Origin of the sequence: Mycobacterium sp. RTGN5, assembly GCF_033804465.1 — a bacterium.
Lineage (GTDB): Bacteria > Actinomycetota > Actinomycetes > Mycobacteriales > Mycobacteriaceae > Mycobacterium.
Window position 1 is genome coordinate 1,321,936 of record NZ_JAPZLA010000001.1, and the last position, 17,372, is coordinate 1,339,307.

The window sequence follows — 17,372 nt, forward strand, 5'->3', positions numbered from 1 at the left end:
TCAGTGGATTCCTTCAGCGAGCGGCCCGAGCGCGAGCATGGGCAGGAACGTCAGGGCCACCAGGATGAGCGTCACCCCGGCAACCATTCCGACGAACTGGGGACGGTGGGTGGGTAGCGTGCCGATCGACTCCGGGGTGCGGCCCTGCTTGGCCAGCGCACCCGCCAACGCGAGTACCAACACGATCGGCAGGAACCTGCCGAACACCATCGCCAATCCGAGTGCGGTGTTGTACCAGTCGGTGTTGACGGTGATGCCCGCGAACGCCGAGCCGTTGTTGTTGGCCGCCGAGGTGAACGCGTAGAGCACCTCGGACAGGCCGTGCGGACCGCTGTTGAGCATCCCGGCCCGCTGACCGGGCATGGCCATCGCAATAGCGGTGCCGGTCAACACGATCAGCGGTGTCACCAGGAAATAGCTTGCCGCCAGCTTGATTTCGCGCGGGGTGATCTTCTTGCCCAGGTACTCCGGGGTGCGACCGACCATCAGGCCGGCGATGAACACCGTGATGACGGCCAGGATCAGCATGCCGTACAGGCCCGATCCGGTGCCGCCGGGCGCGACCTCGCCGAGCTGCATGTTGAACATCGTCATCATGCCGCCGAGGCTGGTGTAGGAGTCGTGGAACGAGTTCACCGCGCCGGTCGACGTCAGGGTGGTGGCATCGGCGAAGATCGCCGAATCGGCAACGCCGAAGCGTTGTTCGACGCCCTCCATGGCCGATCCCACCGCGGTGGGTACGGTGCCGTGCGCCTGCAGCTGGAACTTCAGCATCAGGGTCACGCTGATCAGCGCCAACACGCTCATCACCGCAGCGATCGCATAGCCCTGCTTCTTGCTGTCCACCATGCGCCCGAAGGTGCGGGGCAGTGAGAAGCTGATCACCAGCAGCAGGAAGATCTCCACCCAGTTGGTCCAAGTGGTGGGGTTCTCGAACGGGTGCGCGGAGTTGGCGTTGTAGAACCCGCCGCCGTTGGTGCCGAGTTCCTTGATGACCTCCTGGCTGGCCACCGGCCCCCCGGTGATGGTCTGCTGTGCACCGGCCAGGGTGTTCACGATCTGGTCGTGGAGGTGGAAGTTCTGGATGACGCCACCGGCGAGCAGGATGATCGCCCCCAGCACCGCGATCGGCAGCAGGATGCGCAGAGTTCCGCGCACCAGATCGACCCAGAAGTTGCCGAGCTCGGTCGTATTGCGGCGGGCGAAGCCGCGCACCAACGCGACGGCGACGGCCATGCCGACCGCGGCCGATACGAAGTTCTGCACCGACAACCCGGCCATCTGCACCAGGTGGCCCTGAGTCGATTCGCCGGAATACGCCTGCCAGTTGGTGTTTGTCACGAAGCTGACCGCGGTGTTCCACGCCAGGGCCGGCGTCATGGCGGTGCCCGGATCGTTGAGATGCAGTGGCAACTTGCCCTGCACCAGCTGGAAGACGAACAGCACCAGGATGCTGACCGCCGAGAAGGCCAGCACACTGCGGGCGTAGGCGCCCCAGGTCTGCTCCGACTTGGGGTCGGCGCCGATCATCCGATAGAGGAACCGCTCGACACGATTGTTCTTACCCGACGCGTATACCCGGTACATGTAGTCGCCCAGCGGCACGTGCACGGCCGCCAGCGCGACGATCAGCAGGACGAGGAAGACGATCCCCGCCGATGTCGTACTCACTTAGAACCTTTCCGGGAACAGCAGTGCCGCCGCGACAAACAAGGCCAGCACTACGGACAAGATCAGGCCAACGACGTTCTCGTAGCTCACAATCGCTCGACCAGCTTCTGTACCAGGCCGAGCAAGGCGAAGATCGCCACGGTCAGCAGGACGAATATGAGGACACCCATATGGCGACGCTAAGTCGCACACCGGCCCCCTACCGCCGACGTTGACGGTTTCTTTACGCCGGAGCGGGCCGTCTTGACGGTCTTCGGCACTACGGGATTCAGCTAGCCCACAGCGGGGTCCGAGCCGCATCGAGGTTTGGGCGGGCACGGTCGACATAGGCCTGATGTCGCCGGCCCGGCGGCTCCGGGAAGGAAGAAGGTGTTTGATGACGCTGTCGAGTTTTCGGTCATTGGTTCGGGGACGTCAACAACTTCCGCACGCCGAGCATCCGGAGATACGCCGGATGATCGGTTATCGGGACTCGTGCGCGCCCGCTGAGGTGTCGTTTCCGGCGGCCGCACTGGGCGACGCCCTCGTGGCGCGTTGGCTGCGCGACCGCCGGGTGGCCGTCGACGTGCGCACGCTTGCCGAGCTGCATTCGGCGATCTCGGTCGGTATCCATCCGGTACTGATGACCGTCCACGCCGATCAGCTGAACGTCGGCGACATCCGCCGGGCAAGCGCGGCCGGAGTGGGCCGGGTGGTGCTCAGCCGTCCAGAACAGATCACGCCGTTGCGGGCCAAACAGACGCAGAATGTGTTGTTGCGCATGACCGATGCCGCGACGAACTACTCCGACATCGCGGCCGACGCGGTGATCGCCTGCCGGTCCACCACCCTGATCGGTCTGCTCTGCGACATCGGCACCTGCGGAGACGACGTCGTCGGGTGTCCCGCCGCGATCGGCAACATGATCGCCCAGATGGATCACATCCGGCGTCGCCATAACATCGTGCTGACCAGACTCATCCTGGGTGTTAGCAATACTGAGGCCGCCGCTGGCAATTCTATCCGCCGCCGTGATCTCGCCGAAGAGATCGATGAATCGGTCGTCGACGCCTGTGCCACACTGCGTTTCCCGCGTCCCGCCATCGTGATGGCGGCCTGACACGCACGAATTACCGTGTCACTGAGCACGTTCGGTGTAGCGCGCCTCGACCTGTTCCTTGAGTGGACCCCACCACCAGTCGTTCTCCCGGTACCAGTCGATGGTGCTGGCCAGCCCCTCGGCCAGATCGGTGTGCTTGGGCGCCCAGTCGAGTTCGGCACACAGCGCACTCGGGTCGATCGCGTAGCGCAAGTCGTGGCCGACCCGATCGACGACATGGTCGAAGTCGTCGGCGTCGCGGCCCATCAACTTCAGAATCATGCGCAGCACCGAAAGGTTGTCGCGCTCGCCGTCGGCGCCGATGAGATAGGTGGCCCCGCTTACGCCATCTTCTAGGATGCGCCACACCGCGCTGTTGTGGTCCTCGACATGGATCCAGTCGCGCACGTTGGCGCCGGCCCCATAAAGCTTGGGGCGGCGGCCGGTCAGGATGTTGGTGATCTGGCGCGGGATGAACTTCTCGATGTGCTGATAGGGCCCATAGTTGTTGGAACAGTTCGAGATCGTGGCGCGCAGCCCGTAGGACCGCACCCAAGCCCGCACCAGCAGATCGGACGACGCCTTGGTCGCCGAGTACGGGCTCGACGGGTTGAACGAGGTCTGTGCGGTGAACCGCTGTCCGGCCTCAAGCGGCAGGTCGCCGTACACCTCATCGGTGGAGATGTGATGCAGGCGGACCCCGTGCCGGCGAACAGCTTCCAGCACGACGAAGGTGCCGACGACGTTGCTCCGCACGAACACCGCGGGACCCGCCAGCGCGTTGTCCACGTGGGTTTCGGCGGCGAAGTGGACGACGGCGTCGGACTCGGCGACCAGCTGGTCGACCAGCCGTTCGTCGGTCACATCGCCTTCGACCAACCGGATGTGATCCTCGACAGGACACAATGATTCGCGGCAGCCGGCATAGGTCAGTGCGTCCAGCACCGTCACCGAAACTCCAGGCCGTTCGCGGACGGTGCTGTGGACGAAGTTGGCGCCGATGAAACCGGCGCCGCCTGTCACCAACAGCCGCATGGTGTCACCCTAACGGGGACCCCGCGCGATCACCCGGCCGCGGTCAACCCCAGCGGCCCGGCCAGCTCAGTCAGCGTGGGCAGCAGTGTCTCCGGGCCGCCCAGCACCTGGATGGCCACGTGATCGGCGCCGGCAACGAGGTGTTCGTTCAGCCGCGCGGCGATCGCCTCGGCCGTGCCGTGCGCGATGACCGCGTCGATCAGCTTGTCACTACCCGGCTGCTCGACGTCGGCGTCACTGAACCCCAGCCGCTTCCAGTTGTTGACGTAGTTGCTCAACCCCAAATAGAAGCCAACGCTGTCCCGGCCGAGCTTGCGGGCTTCCTCGGGGTCGGTGGTCAGCACCACCTTGTGTTCGGGGGCCAGGAACACCGACGCGCCCACCAGATCGCGCGCCTGTGCGGTGTGCTCGGGGGTGGTCAGGTACGGATGCGCGCCGGCGCTGCGGTGCGCGGCGAGCTGCAGCACCTTGGGCCCGAGCGCGGCGATCACCCGGCGGCTGGTCGGTACACACTTGTCGTCGAGCTTGTCGAGGTAGTTCACCAGCGCCTCGTAGGGCTTTTCGTACTCCTGCGTGTGCTCGGGGTGGCCGACGCCCACGCCGAGCAAAAACCGCCCGGGATAAGCCTTTTCGATACGATCGAAGGACGCTGCGACCTCGTCGGGCGGCGCGTTCCAGATGTTGACGATCCCGGTCGCGACCGTCAGGTTCTCGGTGCGCTCGAGGATCGGCTCGACGAACGCGAGCTCGGCGGCCGGCGACGCGCCGATCCACACCGCGCCGTAGCCAAGGCGCTCGATCTCGACAGCCTGCTCCGGCGACACCGGGCCGCCGGTCCACACTCCGTAGCGGCCGAGATCAGGTTTGAGCAGCGACGGATTGGTCACGGGTCCCTCTCGTTACGGTTGTTTGAGGCCCTACGGTTGTTTGAGGCCAAGCGGTCCGGCCAGCGCGGCCAGTGCATCCACCAGCTTGTCAGACGACGTCAGCACCTGGACGGGCACGTGGTCGGCCCCGGCGTCGAGGTGCGCGGTGAGCCGGGCCGCGATCGCCTCGGGTGTGCCGTAGGCGACGACGGCGTCGACCAACCGATCGCTGCCGGGCCTGGCCACGTCTTCGTCGCTGAAGCCCAAGCGTTTCCAGCTGTTGAGGTAGTTCGCCAAGTTGAGGTAGATGTCCAGCGCACCCCTGCCGACCTGCCGCGCTTTGTCGGCGTCGGTGGTGAGAACCGCCTTGTGCTCGGGTGCCAGGAATGCCTCCGGGCCCAGCAGCTGGCGGGCTTCGGCGGTGTGTTCGGGCGTGGTGAGATACGGATGCGCGCCGGCGCTGCGTGCCGCCGACAGCTTGAGCACCTGCGGCCCGAGCGCGGCGATCACGCGGCGATTCTTGGGCACCCCGTACTCGTCGAGCTTGTCGAGGTAGCCCCGCAGCGCGTCGATCGGCTTCTGGTATTCCTGGGTGGCTTCGGGATGGCCGACACCGATCCCGAGCAGGAACCGGCCGGGATAGGCCGCCTCGATGCGGTGGAACGACTCGGCCACCGGGCCGGGTGCCGCACTCCAGATGTTGACGATGCCGGTGGCTACCTTCAGCGTGGTGGTGTTCGCCAAAATCGGCTCCACCCAATCCAATTCGGCCGGCGGCGAGCCACCAACCCAGACCGCGCCATAGCCGAGTGCCTCGATCTCCTTGGCCTGCGCCGGGGTGACCCCGCGGCCGAACGAGCCGAAGCGGCCCAGGTCTGGTTTGGCGTCCGTCATGGATCTTCCTCTTTCGATCAGCCCAGCCCGAGCGGGCCGGCGAGTTCAGCCAAGGTTCCGATGACCTTGTCCGGTGAGGTCAACAGCTGGATCGGTACGTGGTCGGCGCCGGCGTCGAGGTGTTCGTTGAGCCGGGACGCGATGGTCTCAGGCGTGCCGTACACGAGCAACGAGTCCACGAGCCGGTCGCTGCCGGGGCGGGTGATGTCGGAATCAGTGAAGCCCAGGCGCTTCCAGTTGTTGAGGTAATTACGCAGGCCGAGGTAAAGCTCGAGCATCTTGCGCCCGATCGCCCTGGCCTGCTCGACGTCGGTGGTCGGCACGACCGGGACCGCGGGCGCCAGGAAGGCGTCCGGGCCGATCAGACTGCGTGCTTGCGCAGTGTGTTCGGGCGTGACGAGCACCGGGTGTGCGCCGGCGCTGCGCTGCGCCGAGAGCTGCAGGACTTGCGGGCCGAGCGCGGCCAGCACCCGGCGTTCCGTGGGAACCTCGTGCTCATCCAGCACGTCCAGGTAGGCGTTGAGGGCCGCCATCGGCTTGGCGAACTGGGCGTCGGCCTCGGGATGTCCGACGCCAAGGCCCAGTAGAAACCGCCCGGGGTAGGCGCTTTCGATGCGATGGAACGAGGCGGCGACGGCGTCGGGCCGGGCCGTCCAGATGTTGACGATGCCGGTGGCCAGTTTCAAAGTGCTGGTCTGGGCGAGGGCCGGTTCCACCCAGTCCAGCTCCGCCGGCGGCGACCCGGCGACCCACACGGCGCCGTAGCCGAGCGCTTCGATTGCCGTTGCGTCCTCGGGGGTGACCCCCATACCGAATGATGCGAACCTGCCGAGATCGGGCTTGGCGCTCATGGCGGCTACAACCCGCGGTCGGTAGTCGGCTATTCCGCGGCGACCGGAAGTTCGGCCGGCGTGTCTGCCATCGGCGCCGCCGCGATCAACGGCAACAGGATGATGAAGCGGGTATTTCCCGGTTCGGATTCGACCCGGATATCGCCCTGGTGCTTTTCGACGATGATGCGGCGCGCGAGATCCAGGCCGAGGCCGTCACCCTCGCCGAAGGGCTTCGTGGTGAAAAACGCGGTGAAGATCCGGTCGATGGCTTCGTCGGGAATTCCGGGGCCGTCGTCGCCGATCTCGACCCGGATCATGTCCTCGCCCTGGCGACGGGTCCGGATGGTCAGCGTGCCGCGGCCCTTCATCGCCTGGATGGCGTTGTTGATGACGACGTCCCATACCTCGTTCAAACCGCCTGGGTAGCAGCCGATTTCGGGAAGCGTCTTGTCCCAGTCCTTGACCAGCTTGATGGGCTTGTCGGGGCCGACCTTGTCGCCGAAGAGCGTCTTGAGCGTGCTGTGCAGCAACTCGTGGACATTGGCGACCTGGTATTCGGCCCGGTCCATCTGGGAGTACTTCTTGGCCCCGGCGAGCAGGCCCGAGATGCGCTCGCTGGCGTCGGCGATCTCGTTCATCCGGAGCTCGGTGTCGATCGTGTACTTCAGCCAGCCGATGGCGCTCTGCAGCGTCGCCGAGCAGTCGACCGAGTCGATGGAGGCTTCGACGCGTTCGAGCCAATCGACGTCAAGGCCGGCCTCCACGAACGTCGGCGCGTAGTCCCAGGCGCCGGAAATGCCGTGGTCTTCCAGCCAGTCGCCGACCTGGTCCTCGCGGTCGGAGGTCTCCAGCGCGGTCAATTCCTGGGCCTTGGACTTGGCGACCATTTCGGCGACTTCGTCCTGAATGCGCACCAGCATGCGCAGTGCCTCGGGGGTGAACTTGCCGTCGGCGAGCATCGACAGCTTGTAGCGCATCTTGCCGACGCCCTCGCGCAGATCGGCGACGGCACGCGCGGTAGCGGCCGCGGGGTTGTTGAGTTGGTGGGTCAGGCCCGCGGTGATCGTGCCGAGCGCCAGCAGCTTTTGGCGCTGGCCGATGATCTGGCTTTGCCGCCGGCCGCCGACCATGTGGCCCTCGAGCAGGTGGACGGCCATCGGGAACTGGGATTGCATGAATCCGGCGAATGCGGCGGCGTCGAGCACGAAGAACCGCGACGGCCGGGTGACGCGCACCGACGCTTGGTAGAGCTGTTCCTCGTCGGGTATGTATGCCGACCAGGCTCCGCAGTACACGCCGCGCTGCGAGGTGCGACTGGTCTCGATGTCGACCCCACCTGAGCGCTTGGACATCACCAGCTCACCGTCGAGCAGAACGTAGAAGCAGGTGGCCGGGTCGCCCTCGATGACGACGGGGCCGGTCTCGAAGACGCGTATTTGCCCGTTCTCGCACAGCGTCTGCAGCTGTGTGTCGGTCAGCGCCTCGAACAGGAACAGGGTCCGCAGCTCACTGGGCAGACATTTCTCACCCATCGTCTTCTCCTTGCTGGTTACGCCTCGGCCAGGTAGCGGTGCACCAACATGACCGCCATCGACCCTTCGCCGACGGCGGCCGCCACCCGTTTGGCGGATTCGGCGCGCACGTCTCCTGCAACAAACACACCGGGCACACTTGTTTCCAGGTGGTGCGGGGGCCGGTCCAGACCCCACCCGGCCACGTTGAACAGGTCGGGTCCGGCGAGGATGAAACCGTGGTCGTCGACAGCGACGACCTCTTTGAGCCAGTCGGTGCGTGGCTCGGCGCCGATGAAGCAGCACATCCGGGTGGACTCGACGGTTTCGCGCTGACCGCTCTGCCTGTTCTCCAGGACCAGGCCGGTCAGGTGATCGTCATCGCCGAGGGTGTCCACCACCTCGGTGCAGGTGCGCACGGAGATGTTGGGGTTCTTCTCGATCTGCTGGATCAGGTAGTGCGACATCGACGCTTCCAGCGAGGGGCCGCGCACCAGCATCGTGACCGAATTCGCCTCACGGGACATGTACATCGCGGCCTGCCCGGCCGAGTTGGCTCCGCCGACGATGTAGACGTCCTCGCCCTTGCACTCGGCGGAATCCGACACCGAGGCCCCGTAGTAGACGCCGCGTCCGACGTAGTTACACGCTGGATCGTCGGGGTTGTCCCAGCAGCCGGTGACTTGCAGCTGGCGATAGGACACCCCGGTGGCCAGGATGACCGCCCGCGCGGCGATGCTGCCTTCGTCCTCAAAGGCGATGGTCCGGGCGGTGCCCGCCTCGCCGGCCTCCAGCCGGACCGCCTTGCGGGTGGTGATGACCTCCGCGCCGAACCGCTCGGCCTGCCGGCGCGCCGACGTGGTCAGCTCGGCCCCGGAGACGCCGGTGGGGAAGCCGAGGTAGTTCTCGATCCGGGAGCTGCGCCCGGCCTGGCCGCCGGTCGTCGTCTGCTCGATCAGGACGGTCTTGAGCCCTTCGGACGCGCCGTACACCGCGGCCGCCAACCCGGCCGGCCCGCCGCCGATGACGGCGAGGTCGTACATCTCCAGCAGCGGGTTGGTCGACAACCCGAGCATCTCGGCGAGCGCGCCGTTGGTCGGGTCGACCAGGATTTCGCCCTTCTCGCTGATGACGACGGGCAGCTCCAACCCATCCAGGCTGGCGGCGTCGAGCAGCTGCTTGCCCTTGGGCTCGTCGGCATTGAACGCGCGGAACGTGTGCTGGTTGCGGGCCAGGAACTGGCGGACCTCCCAGGACCGTTCGCTCCAGCGGTGCCCGATCACCTTGGTGTGGGGGATGGCCCGGTCGCCGGTGGCATGCCAGGCCTCCAGCAGTGCGTCGATCACCGGGTAGAGCTTTTCCTCCGGCGGATCCCACGGCTTGAGCAGGTAGTGGTCGAGGTCGACGACGTTGATGGCGTCGATCGCGGCGTGGGTGTCGGCATAGGCCGTCAGCAGAACGCGCCGCGCCATCGGGTAGACGTCCATCGCCTCTTCGAGGAACTGGATGCCGCTCATCTGAGGCATCCGGTAGTCAGCGACGAACACCGCGACGGTCTCGCCGCGCAGCTTGAGTTCGTTGAGTGTTGCCAGCGCGTCCGGCCCGGATTCTGCACGGACGATCCGGTACCGCTCGCCGTAATGGCGGCGAAGATCGCGAGCGACAGCGCGCGACACGGCTGGGTCATCGTCAACGGTGAGAATGACGGGTTTGCGGGGCTGGGGAGCGGGTCCAGTCATCACCGTCCAGTATGCGCTGCGTGTCCAATGGAAATGAGGCCAGGCTTCCGCCCTTGACCTCGACCCTAAGGTGAGGTCAGCACCGCTGCGCGACGGTTTTGGAGTAGCGCGCCTAAACGGGTATCGTGGACCGGCGGTGCGGTATCCGCGCCGACTCTTGCGTGCCTCGTCCTGGAACTTCTGGAATTTCCTGATCCCGGCTCACGTTTTGCAGTCGGGGCGAAGGCTGCCCGACTGTGAGCACCTGTAGCCAGGAGCGACCGGTGTGAACAGAACCAACAAAGCAGGATCTGAGAGGTTATGGCCAAGAAAGACGGTGCCATCGAGGTCGAGGGCCGCGTGGTCGAGCCCCTGCCCAATGCGATGTTTCGCATTGAGCTGGAGAACGGGCACAAGGTACTCGCTCACATCAGCGGCAAGATGCGGCAGCACTACATCCGCATCCTTCCCGAGGACCGGGTGGTAGTGGAGTTGTCTCCCTACGACCTGACCCGGGGTCGCATTGTGTACCGGTACAAGTAGCGACGCGCGAAGCAAGTCGCTACCGATATCTGAAGCGCCTCGACCGGAACCAGCAAAAACCGACAACGACGAGAACTAGAAGGATCGAACAGCCGTGAAGGTGAACCCGAGCGTCAAGCCGATCTGCGACAAGTGCAGGGTGATCCGCCGGCATGGGCGGGTCATGGTGATCTGCTCTGATCCGCGCCACAAGCAGCGGCAGGGCTAACTCCCCGCCACTGATCGGCAAGCATCACAACACAACTGAATGATGACCTCCCAGTACCACTGAATGGATACGCCGTTCAGCTACGCCCGGAACAGAGGCCGGGCCCCGACGCCGTCGGGAACGGACTGGGAACAGACCTCTGCATAGAAAAAGGAACTAAGCCACTGTGGCACGTCTAGTGGGCGTAGATCTCCCGCGCGATAAGCGCATGGAGATCGCGCTGACCTACATCTACGGCATCGGCCGTACCCGCTCCCAGGAAATTCTTGCCGCCACCGGTATCGACCGGGATCTGCGCAGCAAGGACCTGACCGACGATCAGCTCACGCAGCTGCGTGAATACATCGAAGCCAGCCTCAAGGTGGAGGGTGACCTGCGCCGTGAGGTGCAGGCCGATATCCGTCGCAAGATCGAGATCGGCTGCTACCAGGGCCTGCGGCACCGCCGTGGCCTGCCGGTGCGTGGCCAGCGCACCAAGACCAATGCGCGTACCCGCAAGGGCCCGAAGCGCACCATCGCCGGCAAGAAGAAGGCCAGGTAACCCCGGATGGCACAAGCAAAGAAGGGCGGCGCTGCACCCAAGAAGGGGCAGAAGACCCGTCGCCGGGAAAAGAAGAACGTCCCGCACGGGGCTGCGCACATCAAGAGCACGTTCAACAACACGATCGTCTCCATCACCGATCCGCAGGGCAACGTCATTGCCTGGGCGTCGTCGGGTCACGTCGGCTTCAAGGGCTCGCGTAAGTCGACCCCGTTCGCCGCGCAGCTGGCCGCCGAGAACGCGGCTCGCAAGGCTCAGGAGCACGGCGTCAAGAAGGTCGACGTCTTCGTCAAGGGCCCGGGCTCGGGCCGTGAGACCGCCATCCGCTCGCTTCAGGCCGCTGGCCTCGAGGTTGGCGCGATTTCCGATGTCACACCGCAGCCGCACAACGGCTGCCGTCCGCCCAAGCGGCGCCGGGTCTAGGGAGGACTAGAAAAATGGCTCGTTATACCGGACCCGCAACCCGCAAGTCACGCCGTCTCGGCGTCGACCTGGTCGGCGGCGATCAGTCGTTCGAGAAGCGCCCTTACCCGCCCGGCCAGCACGGCCGCGCGCGGATCAAGGAGAGCGAATACCGCCAGCAGCTGCAGGAGAAGCAGAAGGCCCGCTTCACCTACGGCGTGATGGAGAAGCAGTTCCGTCGTTACTACGAAGAGGCCAACCGCCTCTCGGGTAAGACCGGCGAGAACCTGCTGCGCATCCTGGAGACCCGCCTGGACAACGTCGTGTACCGCGCCGGCCTGGCGCGTACCCGTCGGGCCGCTCGCCAGCTCGTCAGCCACGGCCACTTCACCGTCAACGGTGTCAAGGTGAACATCCCGAGCTACCGGGTGTCGCAGTACGACATCATCGACATCAAGGACAGGTCGCTGAACACGTTCCCGTTCGAGCTGTCGCGGCAGACCGCAGGCGATCGCCCGATCCCGTCCTGGCTGCAGGTCGTCGGCGAGCGTCAGCGGATCCTCGTGCACCAGCTGCCCGAGCGTGCGCAGATTCAGGTGCCGCTGTCCGAGCAGCTCATCGTCGAGTTCTACTCGAAGTAAAGAAGACGTCCGCGGGGCAACCGTCCCGCGGACCACTTAACGGCATCAAATAGCGGGTGCCGAGAAGGAGATAGAAAAACCATGCTGATTTCTCAGCGCCCCACACTCGGCGAAGAGGTCATCGCCGAGAACCGGTCCCAGTTCGTCATCGAGCCGCTGGAGCCGGGATTCGGTTACACCCTTGGCAATTCGCTGCGTCGTACGCTGCTGTCGTCGATCCCCGGCGCAGCCGTGACGAGCATCCGCATCGACGGTGTGCTGCACGAGTTCACCACCGTGCCCGGGGTGAAGGAAGACGTCACCGACATCATCCTCAACCTCAAGGGTCTGGTCGTCTCGTCCGAGGAGGACGAGCCGGTCACCATGTACCTGCGCAAGCAGGGCCCGGGTGAGGTGACCGCCGGTGACATCGTTCCGCCTGCCGGCGTGACCGTGCACAACCCCGACATGCACATCGCGACCCTCAACGACAAGGGCAAGCTCGAGGTCGAGCTCGTTGTCGAGCGTGGCCGCGGTTACGTGCCCGCCGTGCAGAACAAGGCGTCGGGTGCCGAAATCGGCCGTATCCCGGTCGATTCCATCTACTCGCCCGTGCTGAAGGTCACCTACAAGGTGGAGGCCACCCGCGTCGAGCAGCGCACCGACTTCGACAAGCTGATCCTGGACGTCGAGACCAAGAACTCGATCAGCCCGCGTGACGCCCTGGCGTCGGCAGGCAAGACGCTGGTCGAATTGTTCGGTCTGGCACGGGAACTCAACGTCGAGGCCGAGGGCATCGAGATCGGCCCGTCGCCGGCCGAGGCCGATCACATCGCGGCGTTCGCGCTGCCGATCGACGATCTGGACCTGACGGTCCGCTCGTACAACTGCCTCAAGCGCGAGGGTGTGCACACCGTCGGCGAACTGGTCGCCCGCACGGAGTCCGATCTGCTGGACATCCGTAACTTCGGCCAGAAGTCGATCGACGAGGTCAAGATCAAGCTGCACCAGTTGGGTCTGTCGCTCAAGGACAGCCCGGCCAGCTTCGATCCGTCCGAGGTCGCCGGCTACGACGTCGCCACCGGCACGTGGAACAGTGACGCGGGCTACGACCTGGACGCCGACCAGGACTACGCCGAAACCGAACAGCTCTAACAGAGAAACCGTCCCGGTCCTACCTGATACGGGGGCCGGCCCCATTTAGGAGAAGTCGCAATGCCTAAGCCCACTAAGGGTGCCCGCCTCGGCGGTTCGTCCTCGCACCAGAAGGCGATTCTGGCCAACCTGGCCACCTCGCTCTTCGAACACGGCCGAATCAAGACGACCGAGCCGAAGGCGCGGGCGTTGCGGCCGTACGCCGAGAAGCTCATCACCCATGCCAAGAAGGGCACGCTGCACAACCGGCGTGAGGTGATGAAGAAGATCCGCGACAAGGACATCGTGCATGCGTTGTTCGCCGAGATCGGGCCGTTCTTCTCCGATCGCGAGGGTGGCTACACCCGCATCATCAAGGTCGAGGCGCGCAAGGGCGACAACGCCCCGATGGCGGTCATCGAGCTGGTGCGGGAGAAGACCGTGACCTCAGAGGCCAACCGGGCTCGTAAGAGCTCGGCAACCAAGGCCGCCCCTGTCGCGGCCGCTGCGGCCGAAGAGGCTCCGGCCGAAGAGATCCCGGCTGAAGAGTCGCTCTCCGAGGTCGAGGCGGAGGATGCCGGCATCGCCGACGCCCAGACCGCCGAGGCTGCCGAAGAGGTCGCCGAGGAGCAGGCTGAAGAATCCGCCGAGGATTCGGACGCTGACAAGTCCTGACGTTGTGAGTACGAACCTGCCCGTCACCGATTCCGGTGACGGGCAGGTTCGTCTTCGGCTCGACATCTCCTACGACGGCACCGAATTCACCGGCTGGGCGGTGCATGAGGGATTCCGCACCGTCGCAGGTGTCCTCGAGGAGTCCTTCTCCACGGTGTTCCGGACACCCGTGCGGCTGTTCGGGGCCGGACGCACCGACAGCGGTGTGCACGCCACCGGGCAGGTCGCCCACCTCGATGTGCCCGCCGATGCACTGACCCATGCCTATCCGCGCCACCCCCGTCCCGATCGGTCCGAGTTTCAGCCGCTGGTGCACCGATTGGCCCGCTTTCTGCCGGAGGACGTCCGTGTCCGTGAGATCGTCCGTGCGCCAGCCGGATTCGATGCCCGTTTCTCGGCGTTGCGCCGGCACTACGCCTACCGGCTTTCGCTGGCGCCCTACGGTGTCGAGCCGCATCTTGCGCGCTACGTAACGCCCTGGACCAAGCCGTTGGATGTCGACGCCATGGCGGCAGCATCGCAGTATCTGGTGGGGTTGAACGACTTTGCCGCATTCTGCCGGTATCGGCCCGGTGCGACGACCATCCGCGACCTCCAGCGCCTGGACGTGGTGCGCGAGGACGATATAGTGACCGCCCATGTCAGCGCCGACGCGTTCTGCTGGTCGATGGTGCGCTCATTGGTCGGCGCACTGCTTGCCGTGGGGGAGGGCCGTCGCGAACCATCCTGGTGCGCAACGTTGTTGAGCGCAGAGTCGCGGTCCAGTGATTTCGCAGCAGCACCCGCCCGCGGCCTGACCTTGGCCGGGGTGGACTACCCGCCCGACGATCAGCTGGCCGCCCGCATCGAGGTCACCCGCAACCCGCGGACGCCGCCAAAACCCTAGAGCTTGCTCGCCACGAAATCGGCGGCCTGATCGATCATTCCGGCCTTCTGGTAAGCATTGGCCAGGTGATCGGGCCAGTTGGCCTCCCAGGTATCCGGGTCAGCCGGGTTGCAGATCGGATCGGCGCCGTGGCACAGCTCGATGGTCCGGTCGGTGAACGTGGGGATGAAGTTGGTGATCGGGCCCAGCCACTGGCTGCCGTTGCCGAACAAGGCGACTGCCGCGATGTGGGGGTCGGCGCCGGCGGGCATGGGATTCTTGAAGCCCATGATCGAAATGGGAACTGCTAGAACCATATCGGTGGCCGCCGCGCCCAGCGAGTAACCGCCGAGGACCAAGCGGGTATTCGGGCAATTGTTCATGTTGTACGAGATGCGGTTGCTGATGTCGTTGGCCCCGATGTCGACCTGGTTGTCGGCGGGATAGTTCACCGCGTAGACGCCGATGGTCTTGTGCACCCGCGATCGCAGAGCATTGACGAAGGCTTGCCCGATGATCCCGGTGCCAGGCGATTCGAGGCGGCCGCGCGCGAAGATGACCTCGACCGGGGGACACGATGCGGCGGTGGCTGTCGGCACCGCGGCGGGCAGGGCGGAGGGGACCACCAACATCCCAAGTGCCACAACGAATGTCGCGACCGCACTGATGGCGGTTTTTCGGATATTCACATTTAGAGCCTGTCTGCCGCGAACCTGGCGGCCTGGTCGACCAGTCCGGAACCGATGTAGGCATCCTGCAGATGCGAGTTCCAGTTGTCGGCAAGGGTGTTGGGATCGATGCCGTTGCAGATCGGGTCGTCGACGTTGCACTGGTCGATGGTCTTGGGGCCATAGACTGGGCTGTTGGACGCCGACACCGGGCCGAAGATGCTGCGGGTGCCGTTGCCGAACAGCACCACCGCCGCGACATGCGGGGCGACCGAAGCGGGCAGCGGGTTGTAGCCGAATTGGGACTGGGTGACGCCCAGTACGACGTCGACCGCCGCGGCGCCCAGCGAGTACCCACCCGGTACCAGTCGGGTGTTGGGGCAGTTGGTCGCCATGTATTGCATGTGCTTACTCATATCGATCGCGCCGGGCACGATGTCCCAGTCGGCGATGTAGTTGACCGCGTACACCCCGACGCTTTTAGGAGTGTCGGCGCGCAACGCGTCGACGAACGCCTGGCCGATACGTCCGACGCCCGCCGGTTCAAAGCGGCCGCGGGCGAAGATGACCTCGGCATCGGGGCAATCGGCCGCAGTGGCCACCGCCGTCGGCACAAGCGATGCGGCGACGCACACTATCGCGGCCACACTGCTCAGCACCGCTGTGACGCGCATGCCAGCCATCGTAGACGAGGCTGTGGGACTGCTGGCAGCAAATAAAATGCGGGGCTACAGCAGGCCCGCGAGGAACGTGGCGGCTTCCGCAGGCCCTGGGCCGCTCTCGTAATCGGTGTGCGCAAACGGATTGCGGCCGCGCGAGCAGATCGGATCACCGTCGTTGCACAGGTCGATGCCCTTGCCGGCGAAGGACCCGCCGGCGGAGGTGATCGGAATGCTGAACTTGGTGGACGGGTTACCGAAGACCGCCAGCCCGGCGACCTTGTTGGCCAGGTTGCCCGGCAGCGGCGGCGCGGAGCCGATATCGCCCACCTTGTTGCCCAGCGGAGGTATCCCGACCAGCATGTCGACCACCGCGGCACCCTGCGAGTAGCCACCGAGCACGAATCGAGTCGACGGGCACGCGGCGGCCGTCGCCGACATGTGATTGGTCGCGTCAGTGGCACCGTCGGCGGCACCGAGGAAGTCGTAGCTGGCCGGGTAGTTCACCCCGTAGGCGGCTACCGTGCGGCCGCCGAGCTGGGCCTGGAGGTTGTCGGTAAGGGCTTGTCCTACGCGGCCGATGCCGGCCGGCTCGCTGGTGCCACGGGCGAACACGACCTCGACGTCGGGGCACGGACCTGCGTGGGCAGCCGGAGCGACGGTCGTCGGAGTCAGGAGCGCGAGCGCAGCGGCGACGACAGCGGTCGAGCCAACCCCGAAGAGGCGGGCTGGTGTGGTCGGCATGGCCATGGTGATTGAGACCCCCTTGGTCGCTAGCACTGGGTTAAATACTCACACACCAGGCGGGGAGGCCCAAACCGCTGCGATCTACAGCAGGCCGGCGACGAACGCGGCGGCCTGGTTGGCCGAGCCATCGCTGCCATAGGCCCGGTGGGCCGCGACGTCTTCTCCGGAGGTGCAGACCGGGTCGCCGGCGTTGCACAGGTCGATAGACCTGCCCCCGTACACCGGGCTCGTGGTCAGCGGCAGGCCGACCTTGGCGGTCGGGTTACCGAAGACCGCGATGGCCGCGACGTGGTCTGGGACATTGGGGGGCAGCGGGTTGTCGAACCCGATTGCGGGGAACGGGACCGCGGCGATGATGTCGATGACCGCCGCACCCTGCGAGTAGCCGCCGAGCACCAGCCTGGTGTTCGGGCAATCGTTCACCACGCCCTGGATGAACGCGCTGGCGTCATTGGCGCCGTTCGCGGCGGCCAGGAAGTCGTAGCTGGCCGGGTAGTTCACCGCGTACACACCCAACGAGCGGTTGCCGATCTTGGGGCGCAGGGAGTTGACGAACGCCTGCCCGACGCGACCGATGCCGGGTGCTTCGTCGGTGCCCCGGGCAAACACCACCTGAACGTCGTAGCAGTCGGCCGATGCCGTCGGCAGGGTGGCCGGGCTGACCAGCGTGGACATGGCGACAAGGACGGTGGCCGATAGGGCCA

20 protein-coding genes are annotated in these 17,372 nt (G+C 65.7%); 9 read left to right on the forward strand and 11 right to left on the reverse strand.

Annotated elements, in window-relative coordinates; genetic code table 11:
• Positions 1 to 1,671 carry a potassium-transporting ATPase subunit KdpA gene (gene kdpA, locus SLQ31_RS06500; protein ID WP_319430647.1) on the reverse strand — a complete coding sequence of 557 codons (1,671 nt, stop codon included), beginning with the start codon at positions 1,669 to 1,671 and terminating at the stop codon, positions 1 to 3.
• A 376-nt stretch (positions 1,672 to 2,047) separates the two neighbouring features.
• On the opposite strand from kdpA, the gene SLQ31_RS06505 reads away from it, so the two are divergent.
• The gene (locus SLQ31_RS06505) at positions 2,048 to 2,770 is read left to right on the forward strand and encodes a hypothetical protein (RefSeq protein WP_319430648.1); all 723 of its coding nucleotides are present in this window, start codon (positions 2,048 to 2,050) and stop codon (positions 2,768 to 2,770) included.
• A gap of 18 nt (positions 2,771 to 2,788) precedes the next feature.
• Here the strand turns inward: SLQ31_RS06505 and rfbB are convergent, their stop codons facing one another.
• Genes rfbB through SLQ31_RS06535 form a run of 6 tightly spaced genes read right to left on the reverse strand, consistent with a single transcriptional unit; the run spans position 2,789 to position 9,627 of the window.
• Positions 2,789 to 3,784 carry a dTDP-glucose 4,6-dehydratase gene (gene rfbB, locus SLQ31_RS06510; protein WP_319430649.1) on the reverse strand — a complete coding sequence of 332 codons (996 nt, stop codon included), beginning with the start codon at positions 3,782 to 3,784 and terminating at the stop codon, positions 2,789 to 2,791.
• A 29-nt stretch (positions 3,785 to 3,813) separates the two neighbouring features.
• Positions 3,814 to 4,671: an LLM class F420-dependent oxidoreductase gene (locus tag SLQ31_RS06515; protein ID WP_319430650.1), complete on the reverse strand. Its 858-nt coding sequence runs from the start codon at positions 4,669 to 4,671 to the stop codon at positions 3,814 to 3,816.
• Positions 4,672 to 4,701: 30 nt separating this feature from the next.
• Entirely contained in the window at positions 4,702 to 5,544 is an 843-nt protein-coding gene (locus SLQ31_RS06520; protein WP_319430651.1) for an LLM class F420-dependent oxidoreductase, read from the reverse strand.
• Between the two features lie 17 nt (positions 5,545 to 5,561).
• The gene (locus tag SLQ31_RS06525) at positions 5,562 to 6,395 is read right to left on the reverse strand and encodes an LLM class F420-dependent oxidoreductase (protein WP_319430653.1); all 834 of its coding nucleotides are present in this window, start codon (positions 6,393 to 6,395) and stop codon (positions 5,562 to 5,564) included.
• 29 nt (positions 6,396 to 6,424) lie between these two features.
• Positions 6,425 to 7,909, reverse strand: coding sequence for an ATP-binding protein (locus SLQ31_RS06530; RefSeq protein ID WP_319430655.1), 1,485 nt, complete (start codon positions 7,907 to 7,909; stop codon positions 6,425 to 6,427).
• 17 nt (positions 7,910 to 7,926) lie between these two features.
• On the reverse strand, positions 7,927 to 9,627 hold the full coding sequence (locus SLQ31_RS06535) for an FAD-dependent oxidoreductase (RefSeq protein WP_319430656.1): 1,701 nt from the start codon (positions 9,625 to 9,627) through the stop codon (positions 7,927 to 7,929).
• Between the two features lie 300 nt (positions 9,628 to 9,927).
• Between SLQ31_RS06535 and infA the strand changes: the two genes are divergently transcribed.
• The 8 genes from infA to truA all read left to right on the forward strand — a co-directional run bounded on the left by infA (position 9,928) and on the right by truA (position 14,615).
• Positions 9,928 to 10,149: a translation initiation factor IF-1 gene (gene infA / locus SLQ31_RS06540; RefSeq protein WP_005140011.1), complete on the forward strand. Its 222-nt coding sequence runs from the start codon at positions 9,928 to 9,930 to the stop codon at positions 10,147 to 10,149.
• 94 nt (positions 10,150 to 10,243) lie between these two features.
• The gene (gene rpmJ / locus SLQ31_RS06545; protein WP_003879483.1) at positions 10,244 to 10,357 is read left to right on the forward strand and encodes a 50S ribosomal protein L36; all 114 of its coding nucleotides are present in this window, start codon (positions 10,244 to 10,246) and stop codon (positions 10,355 to 10,357) included.
• 166 nt (positions 10,358 to 10,523) lie between these two features.
• The gene (gene rpsM / locus SLQ31_RS06550; RefSeq protein ID WP_319430793.1) at positions 10,524 to 10,898 is read left to right on the forward strand and encodes a 30S ribosomal protein S13; all 375 of its coding nucleotides are present in this window, start codon (positions 10,524 to 10,526) and stop codon (positions 10,896 to 10,898) included.
• Positions 10,899 to 10,904: 6 nt separating this feature from the next.
• Positions 10,905 to 11,321 carry a 30S ribosomal protein S11 gene (gene rpsK / locus SLQ31_RS06555; RefSeq protein WP_005140014.1) on the forward strand — a complete coding sequence of 139 codons (417 nt, stop codon included), beginning with the start codon at positions 10,905 to 10,907 and terminating at the stop codon, positions 11,319 to 11,321.
• Positions 11,322 to 11,335: 14 nt separating this feature from the next.
• Positions 11,336 to 11,941 (forward strand): 30S ribosomal protein S4, encoded by a 606-nt coding sequence (gene rpsD, locus SLQ31_RS06560; RefSeq protein WP_319430796.1) that lies wholly within the window; start codon positions 11,336 to 11,338, stop codon positions 11,939 to 11,941.
• A gap of 81 nt (positions 11,942 to 12,022) precedes the next feature.
• Positions 12,023 to 13,075: a DNA-directed RNA polymerase subunit alpha gene (locus SLQ31_RS06565; RefSeq protein ID WP_319430798.1), complete on the forward strand. Its 1,053-nt coding sequence runs from the start codon at positions 12,023 to 12,025 to the stop codon at positions 13,073 to 13,075.
• A gap of 60 nt (positions 13,076 to 13,135) precedes the next feature.
• Positions 13,136 to 13,729 carry a 50S ribosomal protein L17 gene (gene rplQ, locus SLQ31_RS06570; protein WP_319430800.1) on the forward strand — a complete coding sequence of 198 codons (594 nt, stop codon included), beginning with the start codon at positions 13,136 to 13,138 and terminating at the stop codon, positions 13,727 to 13,729.
• Complete coding sequence (gene truA, locus SLQ31_RS06575) at positions 13,629 to 14,615, forward strand: tRNA pseudouridine(38-40) synthase TruA (protein ID WP_413641517.1); 987 nt, start codon at positions 13,629 to 13,631, stop codon at positions 14,613 to 14,615. Before rplQ ends, truA begins: the two co-directional genes overlap by 101 nt.
• On the opposite strand, the gene SLQ31_RS06580 is transcribed toward truA, so the two are convergent.
• The 4 genes from SLQ31_RS06580 to SLQ31_RS06595 all read right to left on the reverse strand — a co-directional run bounded on the left by SLQ31_RS06580 (position 14,612) and on the right by SLQ31_RS06595 (position 17,343).
• Entirely contained in the window at positions 14,612 to 15,226 is a 615-nt protein-coding gene (locus tag SLQ31_RS06580; protein ID WP_319432892.1) for a cutinase family protein, read from the reverse strand. The genes truA and SLQ31_RS06580 overlap by 4 nt on opposite strands.
• 59 nt (positions 15,227 to 15,285) lie before the next feature.
• On the reverse strand, positions 15,286 to 15,936 hold the full coding sequence (locus SLQ31_RS06585) for a cutinase family protein (protein WP_319430802.1): 651 nt from the start codon (positions 15,934 to 15,936) through the stop codon (positions 15,286 to 15,288).
• A gap of 54 nt (positions 15,937 to 15,990) precedes the next feature.
• Positions 15,991 to 16,671, reverse strand: coding sequence for a cutinase family protein (locus tag SLQ31_RS06590; RefSeq protein ID WP_319430804.1), 681 nt, complete (start codon positions 16,669 to 16,671; stop codon positions 15,991 to 15,993).
• 78 nt (positions 16,672 to 16,749) lie between these two features.
• Positions 16,750 to 17,343 (reverse strand): cutinase family protein, encoded by a 594-nt coding sequence (locus tag SLQ31_RS06595; protein WP_413641903.1) that lies wholly within the window; start codon positions 17,341 to 17,343, stop codon positions 16,750 to 16,752.
• Positions 17,344 to 17,372: the final 29 nt, after the last annotated feature.

Excerpts from the sequence above, each read along its gene's own strand:
- SLQ31_RS06505 (WP_319430648.1), top strand. The coding sequence starts at position 2,048 with ATGACGCTGTCGAGTTTTCGGTCATTGGTTCGGGGACGTCAACAACTT.
- rfbB (WP_319430649.1), bottom strand. The coding sequence starts at position 3,784 with ATGCGGCTGTTGGTGACAGGCGGCGCCGGTTTCATCGGCGCCAACTTC.
- SLQ31_RS06520 (WP_319430651.1), bottom strand. The coding sequence starts at position 5,544 with ATGACGGACGCCAAACCAGACCTGGGCCGCTTCGGCTCGTTCGGCCGC.
- SLQ31_RS06525 (WP_319430653.1), bottom strand. The coding sequence starts at position 6,395 with ATGAGCGCCAAGCCCGATCTCGGCAGGTTCGCATCATTCGGTATGGGG.
- SLQ31_RS06530 (WP_319430655.1), bottom strand. The coding sequence starts at position 7,909 with ATGGGTGAGAAATGTCTGCCCAGTGAGCTGCGGACCCTGTTCCTGTTC.
- SLQ31_RS06535 (WP_319430656.1), bottom strand. The coding sequence starts at position 9,627 with ATGACTGGACCCGCTCCCCAGCCCCGCAAACCCGTCATTCTCACCGTT.
- infA (WP_005140011.1), top strand. The coding sequence starts at position 9,928 with ATGGCCAAGAAAGACGGTGCCATCGAGGTCGAGGGCCGCGTGGTCGAG.
- rpsK (WP_005140014.1), top strand. The coding sequence starts at position 10,905 with ATGGCACAAGCAAAGAAGGGCGGCGCTGCACCCAAGAAGGGGCAGAAG.
- rpsD (WP_319430796.1), top strand. The coding sequence starts at position 11,336 with ATGGCTCGTTATACCGGACCCGCAACCCGCAAGTCACGCCGTCTCGGC.
- SLQ31_RS06565 (WP_319430798.1), top strand. The coding sequence starts at position 12,023 with ATGCTGATTTCTCAGCGCCCCACACTCGGCGAAGAGGTCATCGCCGAG.
- rplQ (WP_319430800.1), top strand. The coding sequence starts at position 13,136 with ATGCCTAAGCCCACTAAGGGTGCCCGCCTCGGCGGTTCGTCCTCGCAC.
- truA (WP_413641517.1), top strand. The coding sequence starts at position 13,629 with ATGCCGGCATCGCCGACGCCCAGACCGCCGAGGCTGCCGAAGAGGTCG.
- SLQ31_RS06580 (WP_319432892.1), bottom strand. The coding sequence starts at position 15,226 with ATGTTGGTGGTCCCCTCCGCCCTGCCCGCCGCGGTGCCGACAGCCACC.
- SLQ31_RS06585 (WP_319430802.1), bottom strand. The coding sequence starts at position 15,936 with ATGCGCGTCACAGCGGTGCTGAGCAGTGTGGCCGCGATAGTGTGCGTC.
- SLQ31_RS06590 (WP_319430804.1), bottom strand. The coding sequence starts at position 16,671 with ATGGCCATGCCGACCACACCAGCCCGCCTCTTCGGGGTTGGCTCGACC.
- SLQ31_RS06595 (WP_413641903.1), bottom strand. The coding sequence starts at position 17,343 with ATGTCCACGCTGGTCAGCCCGGCCACCCTGCCGACGGCATCGGCCGAC.